Genomic DNA, 20,713 nt, shown 5'->3' with positions numbered 1-20,713 from the left:
ACCGATGACCTCAGCACTCCCGCCCGGCGCCGTCCACGAGCGCATCGCGGCGAACGTCCACAGTGTCCTGCGTGGCAAGCCGGAGGTCGTGCGGCTGGCGATCGCGGCGCTGTTCGCCGAAGGGCACCTGCTCCTCGAAGACGTGCCCGGCGTGGGCAAGACCACGCTGGCGCGGTGCCTGGCGCGCAGTATCGGCGGCTCGTGGAACCGCATCCAGTTCACCCCGGACCTGCTGCCCGGCGACATCACCGGCGTGCCGGTCTACCACCAGAAGGACGAGCGCTTCGAGTTCCACCCCGGCGGGGTGTTCGCCAACGTCGTCGTCGCGGACGAGATCAACCGCGGCACGCCGAAGACGCAGTCGGCGCTGCTCGAGGTGATGGCGGAGCGGACCGTCACCGTCGACGCGGTCCGGCACGAGGTGCCGCGGCCGTTCCTGGTCGTCGCCACGCAGAACCCGATCGAGCTGGCCGGCACCTACCGGCTCCCGGAGGCGCAACTGGACCGGTTCCTGATGCGCCTGGACGTCGGTTACCCCGATCTCGCGTCCGAGGTCATGGTGATCATGGGCGACTGCGCGGGCGTCGGGCCGGACGAACTGTCCCCGGTGGTGGACATCCCGACGCTGCGGCAGACGATCGAGCAGGTCCGCGCGGTGCACGTCGACCGCGCGATCTGCGAGTACGCCGCCCGGCTCGCCGCCGCGACGCGGGCGCACGTCGCGCTGCGCTACGGCGCCAGCCCGCGCGGCAGCATCGCGCTGATCCGCGCCGCGCAGGGGTACGCCGCGACCGACGGCCGCGCGTTCGTCACGGTCGACGACGTCAAGGACGTCGCCCACGCGGTGCTCGCGCACCGGCTGATCCTGACGGCCGACGCGGAGCTGAACGGCCGCCGCGCCGGCGGTGTCGTCGACGAGGTGCTCGACGCGACACCGGCGCCGATGGCCACGGGGACGCAGCTCCGATGATCCTGCTGACCCGGCGCGGCACCGGTGTCCTCGCGGGCACGGTGGTGCTCTTCGCCTTCGGCCAGTGGGCCGGTTACCCGTTCTTCCTGGCGATCGCCGGCGCCGGGGCGGGCGCGCTCGTGGCCGCGGTCGTCATGACCGGGCGGCGGCCCCGCGTCGCCGTCAGCCGCGAGGTCTACCCGGACCGCGTCGAGTGCGGCCGGCCCGCCGTCGCGACGCTGCGGGTGCGGAACCCGACCGGACGCCGGCAGGGCGCGTTCAGCGCGGGCGACCGGATCGGGTCCGGCCTGCGCACAGTCCGGATCCGCGCGCTCGCGCCGAACGCCGAAGCCGTGCACCACTACGAACTGCCGACGGCGCGGCGAGGCAGGCACCAGGTCGGCCCGCTCACCCTGGACCGCGACGACCCGCTCGGGCTCGGGAACCGGCGGCTGAGCACCGGCGAGGTCGCGATGCTGTGGGTGCACCCGCGCGTGCACGTCCTGCACCCGCCCGGCGGTGGCCGGCCGCGCCACCACCACGAGGGCAACGCGGTGGACGACCGGCTGCGCGGCTCCCACGACCTGCGCGAAGTGCGCGAGTACGTGCCCGGTGACGAAGTCCGGCACCTGCACTGGAAAGCGACCGCCCGGACCGGGCAGCTCATGGTCCGCGACTACGTCGACCCCGACCAGCCGCGGTTCACCGCGCTGCTGGACAGCCGGCTGCGGGGGCCGCTGCTGGAGGAGGCGGTCGACCTGACGGCGTCGCTGGTCACCTCGGCGGCGCACGCGGACCGGCCGACGCGGCTGGTCTCCTCGGGCGGCCTCGACCTGGACACCTCGGGCGGGATCCCGGCGATCCGGCCGCTGCTGGACGCGCTGTGCGTGCTCGAGCCGTCGGCGGAATCCACGCTGGTGCCCGAAGAACTGACCCGAGCCGGGGTCGGCGGGCTGGCCGTCGTCACCGCGGGCGGCACCCCCGCCGACCGCGCCGCGCTGGCCGCGGTGCGCGAGCGGTACTCGCCGCTCGTCGTCTTCTCCTTCGGTGACCCCGCGCCGCTCGCGGGGATCCCCGGGGCGACCGTGCTCGCGGTCTCCGACGCCGCCGACGCGGCCCGGCGCTGGAACGAGCTCACCCGATGAATCCACAGTGGACACAGCGGCTCAGCGCGGCCGTGCTGCTGTTGGCGATCGGTCTCCCCGGGCTGTTGTTCGCGCCGGTGTTCGGGTTCCGGCCGCTGCTGCTCCCGATCGCCGTGGTGCTGGTGGCGTGCTTCGCCGTCACCGAGGTCTGCGCCCGGTTCGAAGCGCTGCGGCCGTGGCGGCCGGTGCCGGCACTCGCGGCCGGCCTGCTCGCCCTGGGAGAGCTGGAGTTCGGCCCGGGCCTGCCGGACGCGGCGATGCTGCGCGGCCTGCTCGACGGCGTCACCCGCTCCTGGCAGCTGACCCTGCAGTCGACGTGGCCGGCGCGCCCGGATGCGGAGCTGGTCCTGTTCGTCCCGCTCGCGGTGCTGGTCGCCGCGGTGCTCGGCGTCGAACTGCTGCGCCGCCCGGCGGTGGCGCTGGTGCCGGGACTGGCCGTCGCGGGCCTGAGCCAGGCGTACGTGGCCCTGTCCGGACCGGCCGCGACGGTGGCCGGCCTGGCCTACGCCGTCGTCGCCGGCGCGCTCTTCGCGCTCACGCGCCGGCGCGGCAGCAGGCTGGTGCTGGTGGTGCCGGCCGCGCTGCTCGCGGTGGCGGTGGCCGCCGGGATCACGTTCGTGGACCAGGGATCCCGGCCGGCACTGGCGATCGGCCACGAGGCCGCGCCGCCGCCCCCGCTGCGGATCGACGACCCGCTCGACGACGTCGTGGACCGGCTGACCCACCCGGCCGCGCCGGTGTTCAGCTACACCAGCACCGCCCCGGTCGACCGCTGGCGGACGGCGGTCCTCGACGACTTCGACGGGGTCACCTGGCGGGACGGCGCGGACTACCTGCGACTCGGGTCGACGCTCGGTGCCGCCACCTACCACGCGCGGATCACGGTGCCGGCCGGCTCCGGCGGCCCGTGGCTGCCGAGCCAGGCCGAACCCGCCACGGTCACCGGCGTCGCGCCGCTGGTCGACCCGCGCACCGGCACGCTGCTGCTGCCCGGCCGCCAGGGCACGGTCGGCTACGAACTCGGCTGGCGCGAGCCGGCGATCGCCCCGGACGACCTGCTCGACGCCGGGATCGACGCCGGGGGGCACCCGGCCGGCGGGGTCGGGCAGGTGCCGCCCGGGGTCGCCGAGCTGGCGAAGACGGCGACCGGCGGGCTGCGGCCGTCGTTCCGCGCCGCGCTGGTGCTGGAGCGCTACCTCGCCGAGCACTACCACCAGGCCGTCGGGCCGGTGCTGCCGACCGGGAGCGGCTGGGCGCAGCTGCGCACGTTCCTGTTCGGCACGCGGGCGGGCACCAGTGAGCAGTTCGCCGCCGCGTATGCCGCGCTGGCCCGGATCGTCGGCATCCCGGCGCGGATCGCGGTCGGGTTCCGCGCCCCGGCGGGGGCGAGCCCGGTGACCGTCCACAACGGCGACGCGTTCGCCTGGCCGGAGGTCGCGGTCGCCGGGGTCGGCTGGGTGCCGCTCGACCCGACCGGCAGCGCGACCCGGGGGACCGGGGCGGTGCCGGGCGGGTTGGCGCAGGCGACCGACGGGGCACGCCAGGCGCTTCCGCCCCGGCCGCAGCTGCGCGACCCCCAGGTCGGGGGCGACGACGAGGCCGTACCGGTGACGTCCGACCCGGAGGACAACCGGCTGCTCGTGGTGGCGGCGTGGGTGGGCTTCGGGCTCGTCGCGCTCCTGCTGCTGTCGGCGGCGTCGATCCCGGCACTGCGCGCGCTGCGGACCGCGCGCCGGCGCCGGCGGACCGGTGCGGACGCCGTCGTCGCGGCCTGGCTGGAGGCCCGGGATGTGCTGCGGGCGCACGGCATCGCTGTTCCGCGCGGGGCGACCGTGCGCGACCTCGCGAGGCTCGTACCGTCCACAGTGGATGGTTCGGTCGCCGAGGCGCTGGCCTGGCTCGCCCGGCAGGTCGACCTCGCGCTGTGGTCCGGCGACGGCGCGGACCACGGGACGGTCACGCAGGCGTGGTCGGCGGTCCGGGCGATCGGCAAGGGACTGGCCGGGGAGCCCTGGCGCGCGCGGCTGCGGGCGGCGTTCGACGTGCGGAGCCTGCGGGCCGTGCCGGGCACGGGGACGCGGTGAGGTGCGGGCGATGAGCGTGGTGGTGACGAAGCCCGACGAGGACCGGCCGCTCGGCAGCGGCCCGGTGGCGACGGTCTACGCCGGGGTTTTCGACGATGTCCCGATCGCCCTCAAGGTCTTCCCGGCCCGGTTCGACCGCGCGACGCTGGCCGCGGTGGAAGCCGACCGCGCCCGGCTGGCCGAACTGCCTTCGGTGCTGCCGATCGACGGTGTCGAGCAGCGGCCCGACGGACGGCACGCGGTCCGGATGGAGCTCTGCGCCCAGTCGCTCGCCGCGCTGATCGCCGACGAACGCCGGCTCACGCCCGAGGACGCCGTCGTGCTCGGGCACGTGCTGGCGACCGCGCTGGCCGGCGCGCACGCGGCCGGGGTGGTGCACGGTCGAGTGCACCCGGCGAACGTGTTGTTCCGGCCCTCCGGCGAACCGGTGCTCGCCGACTTCGGCGTCGCGCTGCGGCAAGCCTTCCCGCGCGACACCGCGAGCGAGCCGGAGTACCTGGCGCCGGAGACGGTGCGGGACGAAACCCTCGACGAGCGCACGGATCTCTACGGTCTCGGTGCGCTCCTGCACCGCGCGCTCACCGGCCGGCCCCCGCTGCCCGGGCCGCTGGGCGAACCGGCGGGGGAGCGGCTGCTGCGGCTGTTGCGGACCCCGGTCCCCGCCATCGACGAGCCCGGGGTCCCGGTCATCGTGTCCACCGTGGTGGGGCGGTTGCTCGCGCCGAAGCCCGAGCACCGGCCGCCGGACGCCGCCTGGGTCGCCGAACGGTTCGCGGAGATGCTTCCGGCTCCCGCCGGGGTGGACCGCAGCATCGGCTTCCCGGCGACCGGCAGCTCGCCGGCCCCGGTGTCCGCGCCCCTGAAACGGCGTCGCCGCAACGTCGTTCTCGGCGGTGCGGCGGCGGTGTGCGTGGCCGCGGCCGGAGCGGCTTGGCTCGTCGGCGGCCAGGACGATCCCGCCACGACCGCGGTACCACCGCCGGCGCCGCCGACGCGGACGGTGCCCGCGGCGGGCACCGAACTGGTGCTGGCCGAGCCCGCGGACCACGGCACCGAGGTCACCCTCAGCTGGACCGGCGAGCTGACCGAGGTCGACTACGCGGTGGTCGTGGCCCCGGAAGGCGAACCGAACCACACGGTCCTCGCGCACCGGCTGCACGCGAAGACCGTCACGGTCGACCCGCTGCGGCGGTACTGCTTCGAGGTCCGGGCCACCGACGGCCGGACCATCTACACGAGCCTGTCCCGCTCGATCCGGGGTGCGGTGTGCACCCGGTGAGTGCCGCTCCTAGCGCGGTGCCGAGCCGTCGCAACCGCTGACGTCCTCCGGTGGTGTGGATCGCGCGGGACCGTCGGAGCCCGACGCCGTCGCGACGAGGAGGCTCGCCACGACTATCAAGCCGGCCACCGGTCGCAGCAAGGGTCGCGCTCGACGGCGCCGCGCGCGGATCGCCGCGATCAGGGCCCGGCCGTCGGCCGCGCCGGCGTGCTCGGGGTCGGTGGCCTGGATGCGCGCCCAGCACAGGTCGGCTTTCTCGAAATCACCGCGTTGGGCGTGGATCCGCGCCAGCAGGTCGAGCTCCGCGGGGCGGGCGTGCTCCGCCGCTTCGGCGTCGGCCAGCACGGCCGCAGCGGCCGCGAGGTCGCCGGATCTCGCCAGTGAAGCCGCTTCGGCGACCCGCAGGCCGGCTCTCAGGCACGCTGTCACGCCCACCTCACCGACGGGTCGGAGCGGATGAGCAGCACCTGCACCCGGCCACGGCGTCGAGCAGCCGTTCCAGCTCCCGCCGCCGGGGTGCGTCCCACAGCGGCGCCTCGATCCGGAACGCCGCGTGGTGGCCTCGCTGGCGGAGGTGCTCGACGAGGCGCCGGGGCCGGCGGGGCGTCATCGGCTCGGCGTCCCGGCTCTTCCAGCGCCGTCGCCGTGGTTCGGTCCGTGCATGGCGCGAGATTAGCCAGTGACCGCGGGACCGGTCCCGTGCCGATTGCGCGCCGGCAATTCCGGGAATGCGGGTCGCTTTCTCCGTCCGGTCATTCGGCCGCTATGTTCGCGGAATGGATCGTGGTGATCTGGTTTCCGGCCGTTACCGCCTGGAACAGCAGATCGGGCAGGGCGGCATGGGGGTCGTGTGGCTGGCCACCGACACCACCTTGCGCCGGCTGGTCGCGCTCAAAGTCGGTGCCCAGGCCGGCGAGGGCCTGGCCGGCGCCAGACTCGCCCATCCGAACGTGATCGCCGCCTACGACCTGGTCCAGGACGACGCGGGCCGGGCCTGCCTGGTGATGGAATACCTGCCGTCCCGCAGCCTGAGCCAGATCCGCGACGAAGACGGTCCGTTGCCGGCCCGGGAGGTCGCCGCGATCGGCGAGCAGATCGCCGCCGCGCTGGCGCACCTGCACGACCGGAACATGACGCATCGCGACGTCACTCCGGCGAACATCCTGGTGACCAGGGACCGCATCGCCAAGCTCACCGATTTCGGCATCGCCACCTGGGCCAGTGAAACCCGGACAGAAGATCCGAAAACCGGCGGAGGAACACCGGGATTCGAAGCACCCGAAGTCCAGCGTGGCCACCGGGCGACGTCGGAGTCGGACGTGTTTTCGCTGGGCATGACGCTCCGCACCGCCGCCGAAGGCGATTCTCCCGCCGAGGACGCCCACTTCGCCCCGCTGCAGGGCCTACTGGCTCGTCTCACGCAGCGTGACCCCGGTTCGCGCCCCACGGCCGAGGACGCCCGGCAGGAGTTCGCGGCCCTGGCGAACCGGCGGACCCGGCGACGCCGGCGGCCGGTCGCGGCCGCCGTCGCCGCGATCCTGCTGGTGACCTCCGCGGTGGTCTGGTTCACGGTCCGCGACAGCGCCTCGTCCGCCGCCCCGGCGGCGCCTCCGGCCCCGGCCGCGCCGGAGTCGATCATGGGGGATCCGCGCACCGCCGACCCCTGTGCCCTCACCTACGCCAACGCGCTCGCCGGCTACGGCGCGGTCGAGACGTCGCACGACTACGGCAACTTCAACCGCTGCGACGCGCTCGTGTACCTGACCACGGACCGGCGGAACTACGTGGACGTCGACGTGGAGTTCGCCGTCGACGAGCAGGACCCGGCCACGCCGGTGCAACGCGTCGGGGCGATCGGCATCCAGCGCCCGCCCGCCGAGGACGACAGCTGCACCCGCGTCCTGCTGCTGCCCGGCGCGCAGCAGGTGGTCGTCGACGCGGACCTGACCGGCGACGGCAAGGTCGACCTCTGCGGCGTGGCCGAGGCGATCACCAGCAGCGCGCTGATCGCGCTGAACGCGGGCCGGATTCCCCGCCGGGCGCTCCCGGCCGAGTCGCTCGCCACGAAGAACGCCTGTGCGCTGCTGGACGCCGGGACCGTGACCGGCGCACTCGGTCCCGGCCCCCTGAACGAGGTCCGCTCGTTCGGCGACTGGGAATGCGAGTGGAGCTTCACCGATCGGTCGGGCGTGGCGAAGGTCGTCTTCGACCGCACCCTCGCGGAAAGCTTCGCCTCACCCGAAAGCACGCCGCTGCGGTTGGGCGACTACCCCGCGCGCGTCACTCCCGAGGGGCGCAGCGACACCGACTGCGAGGTGGCCATCGCCTACCGCGGCTACGTCGAAGGCACCCGCCCGCGGGTCTACGAGCTGGTGCTGGTCGATGTGGAAGACAGTGAGAAGAAGCCTGACGAGCTTTGCGAACCGGCTCGGCGGTTGGCCGGCACGGTGGCGCAGCGGCTGGCCCGCTGACACTCCGGGAGGGGTCCCGCCCGGCCGGGGGACGATGGTGCGGCTCGGCACGGATCGGGAGCAGGAGGACGGATGGGCGGGACACGAGCGAGCGGACAGGGCCTCGTGCGGAACTACGAGAACCTGCGCGGCGGGGTGGCCGACCCGACTCCCGGTTCTCTTTTCGTCCTCGCGTTGGCGCAGGGCATCACGGTCCTTCCGGCGCCCGGCCGGGAGCTCAGGTTCGGCCGCAACCGGCCGCAGGTCGATCTGTGCATCGGCGAGGACGATCTGCGGGTCAGCAGGCAGACCGGGGTGATCAGCCACCGCGACGGCGGCTGGCAGGTCGCCAACACCGGCCGGCTGCCCATCCGGCTGCCCGGTGACCAGTGGCTGTTCCCCGACCACGAGCCGCTGCCGCTGGTGCCCGGCTACACACCGCTGTTCGTGCGCGGCACCCGAGGCCGTGAGCACGTGATGGAGGTGTACGTGATCGGCCCGGACGGGTCCTGCCCGGCGGCGCTGTTCGACGCCGTCACCCAGCCGCCCAAGAAGTACTGGCTGACCGCGGACGAGAAGCTGACGCTCGTCGTGCTCGGCCAGCGGTACCTCGCCCAGGAGGACTTCGCCCAGCCGCTCGGCCGGCAGCAGGTCGCCGAAGAGCTGGCCGAACTGCAGCCCGGCGCCGAGTGGAACGACCGTCGCGTCGAACGGGTGCTCGCGGCGGTCCGGCTGCGCCTGCACCAGGACGGCGTTCGCGGTCTGACGAGCGAGGAACTGGTCCAGCCGCTCGGCAACATGCTCAACCACAACCTCGTGCAGGCCTTGATGAGCACCTCGACCCTGGTCCCGGCCGACCTCAGCCTCCTCGACGGCTGGGACTAGTCCCGCAGGTCCTCGGCGCTGAACGAGCGGCGCTCGGTGAGCCGGGCCAGGTGGGTTTCCAGCGTCTTGAGCTGCTCGTCGCCGATCCGGGCCGCCCAGCGGCTGCGCACGTCGTCGAACAGCGCGCCGCCGACGGTCATCAGCTCGTGGCCTCGCGGCGTGACCCGCAAGCGCTTGCGGCGCGCGTCGCCCGGGTCGGGCTCGCGGTCGACGTAGCCGAACCCCTCCAGCACGGCGATGGTCTGCGCGGCGGCCTGCTTGGTGACCGACAGCCGGCGACCGAGCTCGGAGGCGGTGTCCGCACCCGCGTCCACGGCGCGCAAGGCGAACTCGTGCACCGGCCGGACACCTTCGTGGCCGCGTTTCGCGAGCTCCACGTTCACCTCGTCGACCATCGAGTGGAACCCGCCGAGCAGCAGAAGCGCGAGCTCGGCGCCGCTGGACTGCGCCATGGGGCCGATCATACGAGACCCGCCGAGATGGACAAGTCACTTGTCTATCCACTAAGGTTCGACAAGTAACTTGTCCATCAACCCGGAGGAGCCCCATGACCGCCACCATCCCCGGCGTCGGCCACCACCGCGTCCGCGTCAACGGCACCGAGCTGCACTACGTGACCGCCGGCACCGCCGGGTCTCCCGTGCTGCTGGTGCACGGCTTCCCGGAGACCTGGTGGGTCTTCCACAAGCTGATCCCCCTGCTGAGCGAGCACCACCGGGTGTTCGCCGTCGACCTGCGCGGGTTCGGCGACTCCGCCACCGCCACCCCGGAGCACGACAGCGCGACCGCGGCGAAGGACCTCGCCGACCTGATCGCCTGCCTCGACGTCGGCCCCGTCCACCTCACCGGCCAGGACATCGGCGGCCCCACGACGTTCCGCGTCGCCGCGACCCACCCCGGACTCGTCCGCAGCTACGCCGGGATCGAGACCGCCCTGCCGGGGTTCGGCGCCGAGCAGCTCGCCGACGTCACCCACGGCGGCGCCTGGCACATCGGTGTCCTCGCCGCCCCCGGCATCCCGGAGCTGCTCCTCACCGGACGCGAGCGCGCGTTCCTCACCGGCTACGCGATCCCGTCCCTCTCCGCGAGCCCCGACGCGTTCACCGACCGCGACATCGACGAGCTCGTCCGCTCCTACGCGCGGCCCGACGCCTTCGCCGGCGCCGCCGGTCTGTACCGGTCCCTGCTCTCGGAGGGCGAAGAACTTCGCCGGCTCGCGGCCCGGAAGCTGGACATGCCCGTACTCGCGGTGGAGGGCTTCTCGGACCGGGTATCCACGACGCTGCGGCAGGTCGCCACCGACGTGACCGCGGTACGAATCGACCGGATCGGACACTACGTGGCCATGGAGGCCCCCGACCGGCTCGCGGCGGCCCTGCTTCCCTTCTACGCGGACATCGAACTCGCGGCGGCGGGCTCGCCACGGTGTCGGTAGTCTGCCGCCCAGGTGCGCCGGTCCACTGAGGTCCGGCCGGCCTGCTCGGAGGGGAACACCGTGACTGAACAGAACACGCCGGCCGTCGAACCGGCGGCTCATGGCCCGCGCGGACGGGACGCCGTGCGGCTCGCCGTGGTGGTCGGTGCCCTCGGCGTGGTGTTCGGGGACATCGGGACCAGCCCGATCTACACCCTGCAGACGGTGTTCAGCCCGAGCGACCCGCATCCCGTCCCGGTGAGCACCGACAACGTGTTCGGGGTGGTGTCGCTGATCTTCTGGTCGGTGATGATCATCGTCACCGTCACCTACGTGCTGCTGGCCATGCGCGCCGACAACGACGGCGAGGGCGGCATCATGGCCCTGATCACGCAGCTGCGGCGCTGGAGCGGCCAGCGTGGCCGCCGGACCGCGCTCGTCCTGTCCGGGGTGGGCATCTTCGGCGCTTCGCTGTTCTTCGGCGACAGCATGATCACCCCGGCGATCTCGGTGCTGTCCGCCATCGAAGGGCTCAAGATCGTCGAACCGTCGTTCGACGACCTGGTCGTGCCGATCACCGCGGTCATCATCGTGCTGCTGTTCCTGGTGCAGCGCAAGGGAACCGCGACGGTCGGCCGGCTGTTCGGGCCGGTGATGATCCTCTGGTTCGCCACGATCGGCGTGTTCGGCATCGGCGGGATCGCCGGCCACCCGGAGATCCTGAAGGCACTGCTGCCGACCTACGCGCTGGGTTTCCTGGCCGGCCACTTCGGAATCGCGTTCTTCGCGCTGGCCGCGATCGTGCTGGCCGTCACCGGCGCCGAGGCGCTCTACGCCGACATGGGACACTTCGGACGGCGGGCGATCACCCGGGGCTGGCTGTTCCTGGTGCTGCCGGCCTGCGTGCTCAGCTACCTCGGGCAGGGCGCGCTCATCCTGAAGGACCCGGCCAACGTCAGCAGCCCGTTCTTCCTGCTCGTGCCCGGCTGGGCCCGGCTCCCGCTGGTCCTGCTGGCCACCGCGGCGACCGTGATCGCGTCCCAGGCGGTCATCACCGGCGCGTATTCGGTCACGGCGCAAGCCGCCCGCCTCGGCTACCTGCCCCGGCTGCGGATCCACCACACGTCGGCGTCGAACATCGGCCAGATCTACGTCCCGTGGATCAACTGGCTGTTGATGTTTTCGGTGCTGACGCTGGTTTTCGCGTTCCGCAGCTCGGCGGCGCTGGCCTACGCGTTCGGCATGGCGGTGACCGGCACGATCACCATCATGACCCTGCTGTTCTTCTACGTCGCGCGCGTGAAGTGGGGCACGCCGAAGTGGCTGATCGGCGTCGGCGCGGCCGTGCTGCTGTCGGTGGACCTGCTGTTCGTCGCGGCCAACCTGACCAAGCTGATCCACGGCGCCTGGCTGCCGCTGCTGATCGCGCTCACCGTGTTCACCGTCATGATCACGTGGCAGCGGGGCCGGCAGATCGTCACCGCGCAGCGTGAAGAGCACGAGGGCTCACTGCGGGAGTTCATCGACGACCTGGAGAACGACAAGCCCGTGACGCAGCGCGTGCCCGGGACGGCCGTCTTCCTCAACCGCGGCAAGGTGACCGCGCCGCTGGCCATGCGGGCCAACGCCGAACACAACCACGTCCGGCACGAGCACGTCGTGATCGTCTCGATCGAGACGGAGCCGGTGCCCCGGGTGCCCGAGGACCAGCGCACCGTCGTCGACGACCTCGGCCACGCCCACGACGGCATCACCCACGTCAGCGCCCGGTTCGGCTACCTGGAGCGCCCGGACGTCCCCGCCGCGCTGCGGTCCCTCGAGCCGGCGGAGACGGAGGGCAGGCTGCAGGTGGACGACGCGTCCTACTTCCTGTCGAAGATCGAGCTGCAGCTGGGGAAGGCGCCGACCATGGCGGGCTGGCGCAAGCGGCTGTTCATCGCGACGTCGTACATCACCGCGGACGCGGCCGAACAGTTCGCGCTGCCTCGCGACCGCACCGTCGTGATGGGCTCCCACATCGAGGTGTAGGCCGGTGCTCAGCGCGCCGCTTGCAGGGTGGCGCGGTGGGCGCGGTTGACGGCGATGAGCTCGTCGAGGGAGTCGCGGGTGCGGATCAGCTCGGCGATGTGCCCGGTCAGGCGGTCGCGTTCCTGCAGCATCCGTTCCCGGGCCGCGTCGGAGGTGTCTTCGCCGGGGGAGTCGACGCAGGGGAGCAGCTCGGCGATGGTGCGGCTGGTGAGGCCGGCGGCGAACATGCGCTGGATGAAGCCGACGCGCTCGGTCTCGGCGGCGGTGTAGTGCCGTTGCCCGCTGGTGCTGCGGGTGCTGGTCAGCAGGCCTTGCTCCTCGTAGTAGCGCAGGGACCGGACGCTCGCTCCGGTCCGCGCCGCCAGTTCGCCGATCCGCACGCCGACCTCCCGTTGTGACCCGTGCCACGAAGGCTTTCCTCTGACACTGATGTCAGATTTTAGCGTGGGTGGTGCGCCCGGCGCGGGCGCACCACTGACGAAGGAGCCTGACGTGACATCCCTCTTCGACCGCCACGAAGTCGGCGGCCTGGTCCTGCCCAACCGCGTGGTGATGGCCCCGATGACCCGGGTCCGCGCCGCCGCGGGCGGTCTGGCGACGCCGTCGATGGCGACCTACTACGCCCAGCGCGCGACGGCCGGGCTGATCGTCACCGAAGGGGTGCAGCCCAGCCTGGTCGGGCAGTCGAACCCCGGGACGCCGGGCCTGCACACCGACGAGCAGGTCGCCGCGTGGCGTCCGGTGACGGCCGCGGTGCACGCCAACGGCGGGCGCGTCTTCGCGCAGATCATGCACGGCGGCCGGGTTTCGCACCCCGAAACCACCGGCGTCCAGCCGGTCGGCCCGTCGGCGGTGCCCGCGGTCGGTGACGTGTTCACCCCGACCGGGCCCCAGCCCGCGCCGGTGCCCCGCGCCCTGGACACCGCCGAGATCCCGGAGCACGCGCAGTCCTACGCCGACGCCGCCCGGCGTGCCGTCGAGGCCGGCTTCGACGGGGTGGAACTGCACGGCGCCAACGGTTACCTGATCTCGCAGTTCCTGTCCTCGAACGCGAACCTGCGCACGGACGGCTACGGCGGCTCGGTGGCCAACCGGATCCGGTTCGCCGTCGAGGCGACCGCGGCGACGGCAGCGGCCGTCGGCGGGGCCCGGACCGGCATCCGGCTCTCCCCGGGCGGCACGTTCTGGGGCGTCGAGGAGTCCGACGTCCCCGAGCTGTACGCGGCGCTGCTGCGCGAGCTGGTCGGCCTCGACCTCGCCTACGTCCACCTCGAGGCCACGGCGGACGAAGAGCTGCTGCTGGACCTGCGCCGGGTCTGGCCGGGAACGCTCGTCGTCAACCCGACCCTCCCGATGGGGCCGAAGCAGACCGGCCGCACCGAGGCCGACCACTGGCTCGGGCTCGGCGCGGACCTCATCGGCTTCGGCCGCGCGTTCATCGCCAACCCCGACCTCGTGGAGCGCCTGCGCACGGGAGTCCCGCTCGCGCCCGTCGACGAAGCGACGTACTACCAGGGCGGCGACGCCGGCTACGTGACCTATCCGGCGTACCAGCACACGGCCTGACGGCTTCGGACTTCGAGTCCGAAATGCCCTGGTCAGCGGAGGAATCCGCGACGCGACATTGATCACTCCGGTCGCCGGCGGCCCGCGTCGGCCACGCATGATGGCGGCGATGGTTGAAGACTTTCGCCTGCGCTCGGTCGCCGCGGCGGCGTACGGGCCGGCAGCACTGTTCGGGCTGTCCGAGGGGGCCGTGCTGCCGGTCATCGCGTTGAGTGCGATCGACCGCGGGGCCAGCACCCCGACGGCCGCGCTGATCGCCGCGCTGCTCGGCGTCGGGTCGCTGGCCGCGAACATCCCGGCCGGGATGCTCGCGACCCGGGTCGGCGAACGCCGGACGATGCTCCTGGCGGCGGCCGTCATGGTCGCCGGCGTCCTGACCTGCCTGGCCGACCTGGGCCGCGGGCCGTGGTCGCTGCTGCTCTACGGCTGCGGGGTCCTGCTGATCGGCGCGGCGAGCGCGGTCTACAGCCTGGCCCGCCAGTCGTACCTGACCGAGATCGTCCCGCTGCACATGCGCGCCAGGGCGTTGTCGACGCTGGGCGGGAGCATGCGCGTGGGCGTGTTCCTCGGACCGTTCGCCGGGGCCGCGGCGATGCAGTTCGCCGGGCTGCCGGGCGCGTACTACGTGAGCCTGGCCGCGATCGTGGCCGCGGCCGCCCTGGTGTTCCGGGTGCCCGACCTGGAGGTCACCGCCGACGACCGGGTGGCCGCGTCCGCCGTCACGACGCGGGGGATGCTCCGGCAGCGGTGGCGGGTGTACGCGACGCTGGGCGTCGGAATCCTGCTGCTGTCGGCGATCCGGCAGACCCGCCAGACGGTGGTGCCGCTGTGGGCGGCGCACCTCGGGCTGTCGCCGACGACCAGCTCGATCATCTACGGCGTCGCCGGCGCGATCGACGCGCTGACGTTCTACCCGGCCGGGAAGGTCATGGACCGCTACGGGCGGCGGTGGGTGGCGGTGCCCGCGACGCTCGTGCTGGGTGTGTCGTTCGTCGTCATGCCGTTCGCGGGCGGGGCGGTTTCGCTGGCGGTGGCGGCCATGGTGATGGGGTTCGGCAACGGCATCGGCGCGGGCATCGTGATGACGCTCGGCGCCGACGTGTCTCCGCGCGTGGGGCGGCCGACGCACATCGGGATCTGGAACGAGCTCGCGGACATCGGCGGCGGGGTCGGGCCCCTGATCCTGTCCGCGGTGACCGCGCTGGCCGGCCTCGGTGCCGGGATCACGGCGAGCGGCCTGGTCGGTTTCGCGGCGGCCGGGGCGTTGTGGAGGTGGATACCGCGACCGCGGCGCGCCGGCCCGGATCCCTGACGGCCGGGGGCGACGCCGTCAAGATTCGTGGCGGGCGAAGAGAACCGCTCCCGGTTTCCTGCTCGGGGTCAGCAGCAGTTGGGCCTCGACGTCGAATCCGGCGTCCTGCAGCCAAGTCACCACCTGCTCCGGCTGCCGGCGGTGGTCCGTCTCCGACGGTGACTCGTCGCCGACGTGGAATCCGAGCTGCAGCGGGCCGCCCGGCCGCAGGACCCGGTGGAAGTGCCCGAAGACCGCCGGCACCTCGTCGTCGGGGATGTGGATCAGCGACCACCAGGCGAGCAGGCCGGTCACCGAGGCGGCGGGGAGGTCCAGGTCCGTCATCGAGCCCACCTCGAACCGCAGGCCGGGGTGGTCGCGCCGGGCCACCTCGATCATCCCGGGGGAGAGGTCGACCCCGAAGGCGTCGACCCCGAGCTGGTTCAGGTGGGCGGTGACGTACCCGGGTCCGCAGCCGACGTCCGCCACCGGTCCGCCGCCGGCGGTCCGCACGTTGTCGGCGAACATCGCGAGAGCCGCTCGCAGGTACGGCTGCTCGACCAGCAGGTTGCGCACCTGGTCGGCGTAGCTGTCGGCGATGGTGTCGTAAGAGGTTCGGATGTCGGCCAGCCAGTCGTCCGTGCCCATGGCCCGCACGGTAGTCCACGATCAGGCTCGCCCGGCGTCGTTGTAACGGTGGCTGGGCTACCGGCGACGGTGGCGAGCATGAGGCCGTCGTGGTTCGGGTGGGTGCGGTCGCGGACGTGGCGGGCCGGGGCGAGCGTGGCGCTGACCGCCGCGCTGGCCTACGCGACGAACCTGATCACCGGCGACAACCCCGCCGTGGTCTGGTGGGTCTTCGGCGCGGTGTTCCTGACCACGCTGGTCGGCCTGGAGGTCTGGAACCACTTCGACGGCGGCCGGGACGAAGCCCGCGCGCGGCTCGACGCTCGCGCGCAGGTGCTGGGCGCTCTGCGCCCGCCGACGGCCATGGGTGCGATACGAGTGCTGGAAGCGTTGACGGCCACGGGCAGCCCTACGCCGCTTTGGGGCCGTCGCGCCGAACTGGCCGCGCTCCTCGGCTGGTGTGCCGAGGAAGGCGGCAGGGTGCGGATCGTCTCCGGCCCGGCCGGGGTCGGCAAGACCCGCCTCGCCCTCGCGCTGGCCGAGGAGATGGTCGAGCAGGGCTGGTGCGCGGGATGGGCGCTGAGCCTGGACGGCTTGGTCGAGAAGGTCGCGGCGTGCGGGGAGAAAGCCCTCGTCCTCGTCGACGACGCGGACCGCTGGGCGGGAGTCGAGGTGCTCCTCACGCAAGCCGCGCAACGCCCGGATCTGGTCCGTGTCCTGCTGATCGCCCGTGACGGCTCGGCTCTGCGTGACCGGCTGCGCGCCCGGCCGCCGGCCACGGTCGGCCTGCTGCTCGCCGACGAGCCGATGGAGCTGGCGCCGATCGGTCTGGAGGGAGACCGGATCCGCTGGTTCGACGAGGCCACCCGTGCCTACGCCGGGCAGTTCCGCTACCGCGGCCCCCTGCCGAGCCCCAACGCCGTGGGAGCGGACGGGGACACCCTGTTGCTGCTGCACGCGCGGGCGTTGATCGCCGTCGTCGACCAGACCGGCGCGCACCAGCTCACGCTGCCGCAGATCGCCGATCACCTGATGCGCCTGGAACGGGGACGCTGGAGCGACGACCCCGCCGCCCCGGCCGGAGTCGCGCTGCTCACCGATGTCGTCGCCGTCCTCACCTTGTTGCCCATCCTCAGCCTGCAGGACGCCGCGAGCATGCTGGTCGTGGTGCCGGACCTCGCCGGTGACGACGCCCAGGCTCTTCGCTTCGCGTGCGCCCGGTGCGCCCGGTGGGCGCGGGAAACCTACGGCTGCCGTCCCGACGGGCGCCTCGACCTTCGTCCCCACCTGATCGCCGACTACCTCATCAGCCGGCATTTCCGGCAGGACCCGGTCCTGCTCGGCGCACTGCCCACGGTGGGGGCGGCCGCGGCGCTGGTGGCACTGGCCCGAGCCTGCGTCAACGTCCCGGAGGCGGCATCGATGTTCGTCATCGCCGCCGCCACCAACCCTTCGCTGCTGTGGCCGGCCCTGGTGGCGATCACCATCGCCGACCTCACCAGCGACCGCCTGGACGCCGCACTGGCGACGCTCATCGACGCCACCGCGCCCGAGTTCGTTCCGGCCCGGCGTGACCTGTCCGGCCTCGGCCGGCATCGGCACGTCGTCCGCGCCCTCACCCAAGCCGCGGTGGTCCGGGCCCGCACCGCCGGGTCGGCCGCCGACCTGGCCCGCGCACTGACCGAGCTCGGCGACCGGCTGTCCGAGGTCGGCAAGGCGGAGCAGTCACTCGCGGCCGGTGCCGAGGCGGTCCGGACGTGGCGGCGGATCCCCGGCCACCGCCGCCGGCTCGCCGACGCGTTGACCGACCTCGGAGCGAGACTGGAAGCTGTCGGCCGGAAGCGGGAGACCGTGGCCCCCTACGAGGAAGCCGCCGGCCTCTGGCGGCAGCTCGTCGACGACCATCCGGACGACCTCGACGTCAGCGCCAGCCTCGGCTTCACGCTGGTCCCGCTCGGCCGGCAGCTGGCCGAGGCCGACCGGCGGGGAGACGCGCTCACCGTCTGCCAGGAGGCTGTCGAGATCGGCCGCCGCCTGGTGAACGATCGGCCGGAGGATGCCCTCCACCGTGATCTGCTGGGCCGGGCGCTGATCTGTCTCGGTGACCGGCTGGCCGAGGTCGGCCAAGCCGAGCAGGCACTCGCCGTCCAGGGCGAGGCAGCCGAAATCTGGCGGCGGCTCGTGGCCGATCGCCCGCAGGGCTACGACTTCCGGGATCAGCTGGCTCTCGCGTTGACCCGTTGTGGTCATCGCCTGGCCTACGTCGGGGAGCCCGGCCGGGCGATCACCACCTACGAAGAGGCGGTCGAGATCCGGCGGCAGCTGGTGCGCGACCGCCCCGGCAAGACCGTCTACCGCAGCGGTCTGGCCGCCACGCTCGGCAGCCTGCACGATGTGCTGACCAGGACGCGTCACCACGAACAGGCACTCACCGTCTGCCAGGAGATGGTCGGGACCTGCCGGCAGCTGGTGGACGACCAGCCGCACAACCCGGAGTACCGCCACAACCTCGCCGCCGGCCTCGCCGGCTACGGAACGCTTCTGGCCAAGATCGGCCGGAAGGAGCAAGCCCTCCCTTTCCAGGAAAAGGCGGCCGATCTCTTCCGGCGGCTCGCGGACGACCAGCCGCGCAACCCCGACGCCCGCAGCAGCCTGGCCGGCGCTCTGGTGAACCTCGCGAACATCCAGGCCGATGTCGGGCGGAAGGACCAGGCCCTCGCTGCCGGTGAACAGGCGATCGGGACTTTTCGGCTTCTGGCAGAAGAACATCCGGACGACCCGATGTACCGCAACAACCTCGCCGTCGCCCACAACGCGACCGGGATCGTGCTGGCACGCATCGGCCACTACCGGCAGGCAGTCGTCGCCTACCGGAACGCCGTGGAGATCTGGCGGCAGCTCGCCGGCGAACAGGCACAGAACCGCGACTACCGCGACCGCCTCGCCAACACCCTCGGCAACCTCGGAATCATCCTGAGGCACGGGCAGGATCTGCCGGAGGACGAAGTGCTCGCTCTCAGACGGGAGGTGGTGGGTATCTGGCGCGAACTCGCGCACCAGGACCCATCGGGCTACGCGACGCGGCACCTTCGCGAGCAGCTTCTGCTGGACGGCGAACTCGACCGGCGTCCGGATGATTCCGCCTTGCCCGACAGGTGAGCACCGGCCTCTGTGGACGGTGGACTGGTCAGCCCAGGCCGAACGGCCGGTCCTCACGGAGGAAAACCGGCCGTTCGGTAACGAGGTTCGTGCTAGTTCGCGGTGTGCTGGCCGGGACGGTCGACGTCGCCGCGCCACGCACCGGTCTCGTGGCCGTCGCGGACCTCGATGAACTTCTTGAACCGGTCGAGGTCGCCCTGGACCCGGTGGTCGAGGATGCCGAGCTTGTCGGCGGCCTTCTCCACGAAGCCCTCGGGGTCGATGTCCATCTGGACGGTGACCCGCGTGTGGGAGTCGTCGAGGCGGTGCACGGTCACGACACCGGCGTGGGTCGGGCCGGAGTCGGACTTCCAGGCGACGCGCTCGTCGCGGTTCTGCTCGGTGATCGTGGCGTCGAACTGCTTGGTGACGCCGGCCACGCTGATGGTCCAGTGGGTGTGGGTGTTGTCCACCTGCTCGATCCGGTCGACGCCCTCCATGAAGCGGGGGAAGTCGGCGAACTGCGTCCACTGGTTGTAAACGGTGCTCACGTCGGCTTCGACGTCGACGGACTTGGTGATCGTGCTCATGCCGCGGTCGCTCCTTCTCGTTGATGTCGGGTTACCGCACTCGCAGTGCACGGCCACTGTTCGGCTACCCGCCGGACTCGCGGGTAAACGGCGGGCCCGGATGTGGAGACGACCGCGACGCGGATCAGCTGCCGGTGAAGGCGTCGATCAGGGTGTGGGGCGTGCCTTCACCCAGCATCAAGTAGAGGTCGGGGGCGTCGGCGGCAGCTGCGGCGCTGCGCGTGAACATCGCCTGCTCGTACTCGGCGAGCGCGGTTTCGATGTCGCCGGGGTGGGCGGCGATCGCCTGGCCCAGCTCGGCGCCGTCGTACATGGCCAGGTTGGCGCCTTCGCCGTTGGGGGCCGTGAGGTGGGCCGCGTCGCCGAGCAGGGTCACCCCCGGCGTCCGGTCCCACCGGTGCTCGGCGGGCAGGGTGTGGATCGTGCGCAGGACCGGTGCGGTCTCGCCCTCGGTGACCAGTGCGGTGAGCTCCGGTGCCCAGCCGTCGAACTCCCGCACGATCCGGGCGGTGGCCGCGGCCGGATCGGTGAAGTCGATGCCCGCCAACCAGTCCCGCGTCCTGGCGAGCATCACCCACGTGTGGAGGTTCCCGCCGCGCTCCCGGTGGGCCAGGATCCCCTTTCCCGGCTCGAGCACCATCATCGCGCCGCCGCCGACGGTTTTCGCGCTGGTGGGGTGCCGGTGGTCGCCGTCGAACAGGTGGGTCTCGACGAACGAGATGCCGGTGTACTCGGGTGTCGCACCGGAAAGCAGCGGCCGGACCCGCGACCAGGCGCCGTCCGCGCCGACGAGCAGGCTCGTGGTGGCGGTGGTGCCGTCGGCGAAGGTGACCTCGTGGCGGCCGTCGCCGAGAGCGCGGACGCCGCCGGCCTGGTGGCCCCACCGGACGGTGCCGTCGGGGAGCGAGCCGAGCAGCAGCTGCCGCAGTTCGCCGCGCTGCACCTCGGGGTTGCCGCCCGTGCCGTCGTCGGGCACGTCGAGCAGGAGGTTCCCGTCCCGGTCCAGGAGCCGCATCGCCTGGCGTCCGTCGAGGACGAGCCGGCGGAACTCCTCGGTCAGGCCCGCTGTTTCCAGCGCCGGCTGGCCGTTGTAGTCGCGGATGTCGAGCAGCCCGCCCTGCGTGCGCGCCGCGGGGGAGGACTCCGCCTCGTAGACCGTGGACGCGACGCCGTGGACGTGCAGCACACGGGCCAGCATCAAGCCGCCCAGGCCTGCTCCGATGATCGTGACCGGTGTCGTCATGGTTCCTCCGATTGGATCGTCGCT

The 20,713-nt window shown here is 72.9% G+C and carries 17 protein-coding genes; 11 read left to right on the top strand and 6 right to left on the bottom strand.

The window, feature by feature from the left end; all coding sequences use genetic code 11:
* The first annotated feature begins 4 nt into the window (after nt 1-4).
* From AB0C38_RS24800 to AB0C38_RS24785, 4 genes are read left to right on the top strand one after another with little or no spacing between them, the layout of a single operon-like run.
* On the top strand, nt 5-970 hold the full coding sequence (locus AB0C38_RS24800) for a MoxR family ATPase (protein ID WP_360677365.1): 966 nt from the start codon (nt 5-7) through the stop codon (nt 968-970).
* Entirely contained in the window at nt 967-2,094 is a 1,128-nt protein-coding gene (locus AB0C38_RS24795) for a DUF58 domain-containing protein (RefSeq protein WP_360677363.1), read from the top strand. Before AB0C38_RS24800 ends, AB0C38_RS24795 begins: the two co-directional genes overlap by 4 nt.
* A complete protein-coding gene (locus AB0C38_RS24790) occupies nt 2,091-4,178 on the top strand; it encodes a transglutaminaseTgpA domain-containing protein (protein ID WP_360677361.1) in 2,088 nt (695 codons plus the stop codon). The genes AB0C38_RS24795 and AB0C38_RS24790 overlap by 4 nt, the downstream gene beginning before the upstream one ends.
* A 10-nt stretch (nt 4,179-4,188) precedes the next feature.
* Nucleotides 4,189-5,457 (top strand): protein kinase, encoded by a 1,269-nt coding sequence (locus tag AB0C38_RS24785; RefSeq protein ID WP_360677359.1) that lies wholly within the window; start codon nt 4,189-4,191, stop codon nt 5,455-5,457.
* A 9-nt stretch (nt 5,458-5,466) separates the two neighbouring features.
* On the opposite strand, the gene AB0C38_RS24780 is transcribed toward AB0C38_RS24785, so the two are convergent.
* On the bottom strand, nt 5,467-5,886 hold the full coding sequence (locus tag AB0C38_RS24780; RefSeq protein WP_360677357.1) for a hypothetical protein: 420 nt from the start codon (nt 5,884-5,886) through the stop codon (nt 5,467-5,469).
* A 347-nt stretch (nt 5,887-6,233) separates the two neighbouring features.
* Here AB0C38_RS24780 and AB0C38_RS24775 point away from each other — a divergent pair, with 347 nt between their 5' ends.
* Both AB0C38_RS24775 and AB0C38_RS24770 read left to right on the top strand, forming a co-directional pair.
* Nucleotides 6,234-7,928, top strand: a complete 1,695-nt coding sequence (locus AB0C38_RS24775) for a serine/threonine-protein kinase (RefSeq protein ID WP_360677355.1) — start codon at nt 6,234-6,236, stop codon at nt 7,926-7,928.
* Nucleotides 7,929-8,000: 72 nt separating this feature from the next.
* On the top strand, nt 8,001-8,792 hold the full coding sequence (locus AB0C38_RS24770) for an FHA domain-containing protein (protein ID WP_360677353.1): 792 nt from the start codon (nt 8,001-8,003) through the stop codon (nt 8,790-8,792).
* On the opposite strand, the gene AB0C38_RS24765 is transcribed toward AB0C38_RS24770, so the two are convergent.
* Complete coding sequence (locus AB0C38_RS24765) at nt 8,789-9,244, bottom strand: MarR family transcriptional regulator (protein WP_360677351.1); 456 nt, start codon at nt 9,242-9,244, stop codon at nt 8,789-8,791. The two genes, AB0C38_RS24770 and AB0C38_RS24765, sit on opposite strands and share 4 nt — an antisense overlap.
* A 95-nt stretch (nt 9,245-9,339) precedes the next feature.
* Between AB0C38_RS24765 and AB0C38_RS24760 the strand changes: the two genes are divergently transcribed.
* On the top strand, nt 9,340-10,227 hold the full coding sequence (locus AB0C38_RS24760) for an alpha/beta hydrolase (protein ID WP_360677349.1): 888 nt from the start codon (nt 9,340-9,342) through the stop codon (nt 10,225-10,227).
* A gap of 60 nt (nt 10,228-10,287) precedes the next feature.
* Entirely contained in the window at nt 10,288-12,234 is a 1,947-nt protein-coding gene (locus AB0C38_RS24755) for a potassium transporter Kup (protein WP_360677347.1), read from the top strand.
* Nucleotides 12,235-12,242: 8 nt separating this feature from the next.
* Here AB0C38_RS24755 and AB0C38_RS24750 read toward each other — a convergent pair whose 3' ends face one another.
* On the bottom strand, nt 12,243-12,614 hold the full coding sequence (locus tag AB0C38_RS24750) for a MerR family transcriptional regulator (RefSeq protein ID WP_360677345.1): 372 nt from the start codon (nt 12,612-12,614) through the stop codon (nt 12,243-12,245).
* 112 nt (nt 12,615-12,726) lie between these two features.
* Here AB0C38_RS24750 and AB0C38_RS24745 point away from each other — a divergent pair, with 112 nt between their 5' ends.
* Together AB0C38_RS24745 and AB0C38_RS24740 are read left to right on the top strand one after the other, a co-directional pair.
* Nucleotides 12,727-13,800 carry an alkene reductase gene (locus AB0C38_RS24745; protein WP_360677343.1) on the top strand — a complete coding sequence of 358 codons (1,074 nt, stop codon included), beginning with the start codon at nt 12,727-12,729 and terminating at the stop codon, nt 13,798-13,800.
* A gap of 109 nt (nt 13,801-13,909) precedes the next feature.
* Nucleotides 13,910-15,112 (top strand): MFS transporter, encoded by a 1,203-nt coding sequence (locus AB0C38_RS24740; protein WP_360677341.1) that lies wholly within the window; start codon nt 13,910-13,912, stop codon nt 15,110-15,112.
* A gap of 18 nt (nt 15,113-15,130) precedes the next feature.
* Here the strand turns inward: AB0C38_RS24740 and AB0C38_RS24735 are convergent, their stop codons facing one another.
* Nucleotides 15,131-15,739, bottom strand: a complete 609-nt coding sequence (locus tag AB0C38_RS24735) for a methyltransferase domain-containing protein (protein ID WP_360677339.1) — start codon at nt 15,737-15,739, stop codon at nt 15,131-15,133.
* Between the two features lie 78 nt (nt 15,740-15,817).
* On the opposite strand from AB0C38_RS24735, the gene AB0C38_RS24730 reads away from it, so the two are divergent.
* Nucleotides 15,818-18,877 carry a tetratricopeptide repeat protein gene (locus AB0C38_RS24730; protein WP_360677337.1) on the top strand — a complete coding sequence of 1,020 codons (3,060 nt, stop codon included), beginning with the start codon at nt 15,818-15,820 and terminating at the stop codon, nt 18,875-18,877.
* Between the two features lie 92 nt (nt 18,878-18,969).
* On the opposite strand, the gene AB0C38_RS24725 is transcribed toward AB0C38_RS24730, so the two are convergent.
* Both AB0C38_RS24725 and AB0C38_RS24720 read right to left on the bottom strand, forming a co-directional pair.
* Nucleotides 18,970-19,446 (bottom strand): SRPBCC family protein, encoded by a 477-nt coding sequence (locus tag AB0C38_RS24725; RefSeq protein ID WP_360677335.1) that lies wholly within the window; start codon nt 19,444-19,446, stop codon nt 18,970-18,972.
* A 124-nt stretch (nt 19,447-19,570) separates the two neighbouring features.
* On the bottom strand, nt 19,571-20,689 hold the full coding sequence (locus AB0C38_RS24720) for an NAD(P)/FAD-dependent oxidoreductase (protein ID WP_360677333.1): 1,119 nt from the start codon (nt 20,687-20,689) through the stop codon (nt 19,571-19,573).
* Nucleotides 20,690-20,713 lie beyond the last annotated feature (24 nt).

The organism is Amycolatopsis sp. NPDC048633 (assembly GCF_040650695.1).
Lineage (GTDB): Bacteria > Actinomycetota > Actinomycetes > Mycobacteriales > Pseudonocardiaceae > Amycolatopsis.
The sequence above is the reverse complement of the archived record's forward strand: the minus strand, read 5'-3'. Positions and strand labels throughout refer to the sequence as shown.

Bases quoted from the DNA above. Each gene is read 5' to 3' on its own strand.
- AB0C38_RS24800 (WP_360677365.1), top strand. From the start codon at position 5: ATGACCTCAGCACTCCCGCCCGGCGCCGTCCACGAGCGCATCGCGGCG.
- AB0C38_RS24795 (WP_360677363.1), top strand. From the start codon at position 967: ATGATCCTGCTGACCCGGCGCGGCACCGGTGTCCTCGCGGGCACGGTG.
- AB0C38_RS24790 (WP_360677361.1), top strand. From the start codon at position 2,091: ATGAATCCACAGTGGACACAGCGGCTCAGCGCGGCCGTGCTGCTGTTG.
- AB0C38_RS24785 (WP_360677359.1), top strand. From the start codon at position 4,189: ATGAGCGTGGTGGTGACGAAGCCCGACGAGGACCGGCCGCTCGGCAGC.
- AB0C38_RS24775 (WP_360677355.1), top strand. From the start codon at position 6,234: ATGGATCGTGGTGATCTGGTTTCCGGCCGTTACCGCCTGGAACAGCAG.
- AB0C38_RS24770 (WP_360677353.1), top strand. From the start codon at position 8,001: ATGGGCGGGACACGAGCGAGCGGACAGGGCCTCGTGCGGAACTACGAG.
- AB0C38_RS24765 (WP_360677351.1), bottom strand. From the start codon at position 9,244: ATGGCGCAGTCCAGCGGCGCCGAGCTCGCGCTTCTGCTGCTCGGCGGG.
- AB0C38_RS24760 (WP_360677349.1), top strand. From the start codon at position 9,340: ATGACCGCCACCATCCCCGGCGTCGGCCACCACCGCGTCCGCGTCAAC.
- AB0C38_RS24740 (WP_360677341.1), top strand. From the start codon at position 13,910: ATGGTTGAAGACTTTCGCCTGCGCTCGGTCGCCGCGGCGGCGTACGGG.
- AB0C38_RS24735 (WP_360677339.1), bottom strand. From the start codon at position 15,739: ATGGGCACGGACGACTGGCTGGCCGACATCCGAACCTCTTACGACACC.
- AB0C38_RS24730 (WP_360677337.1), top strand. From the start codon at position 15,818: ATGAGGCCGTCGTGGTTCGGGTGGGTGCGGTCGCGGACGTGGCGGGCC.
- AB0C38_RS24725 (WP_360677335.1), bottom strand. From the start codon at position 19,446: ATGAGCACGATCACCAAGTCCGTCGACGTCGAAGCCGACGTGAGCACC.
- AB0C38_RS24720 (WP_360677333.1), bottom strand. From the start codon at position 20,689: ATGACGACACCGGTCACGATCATCGGAGCAGGCCTGGGCGGCTTGATG.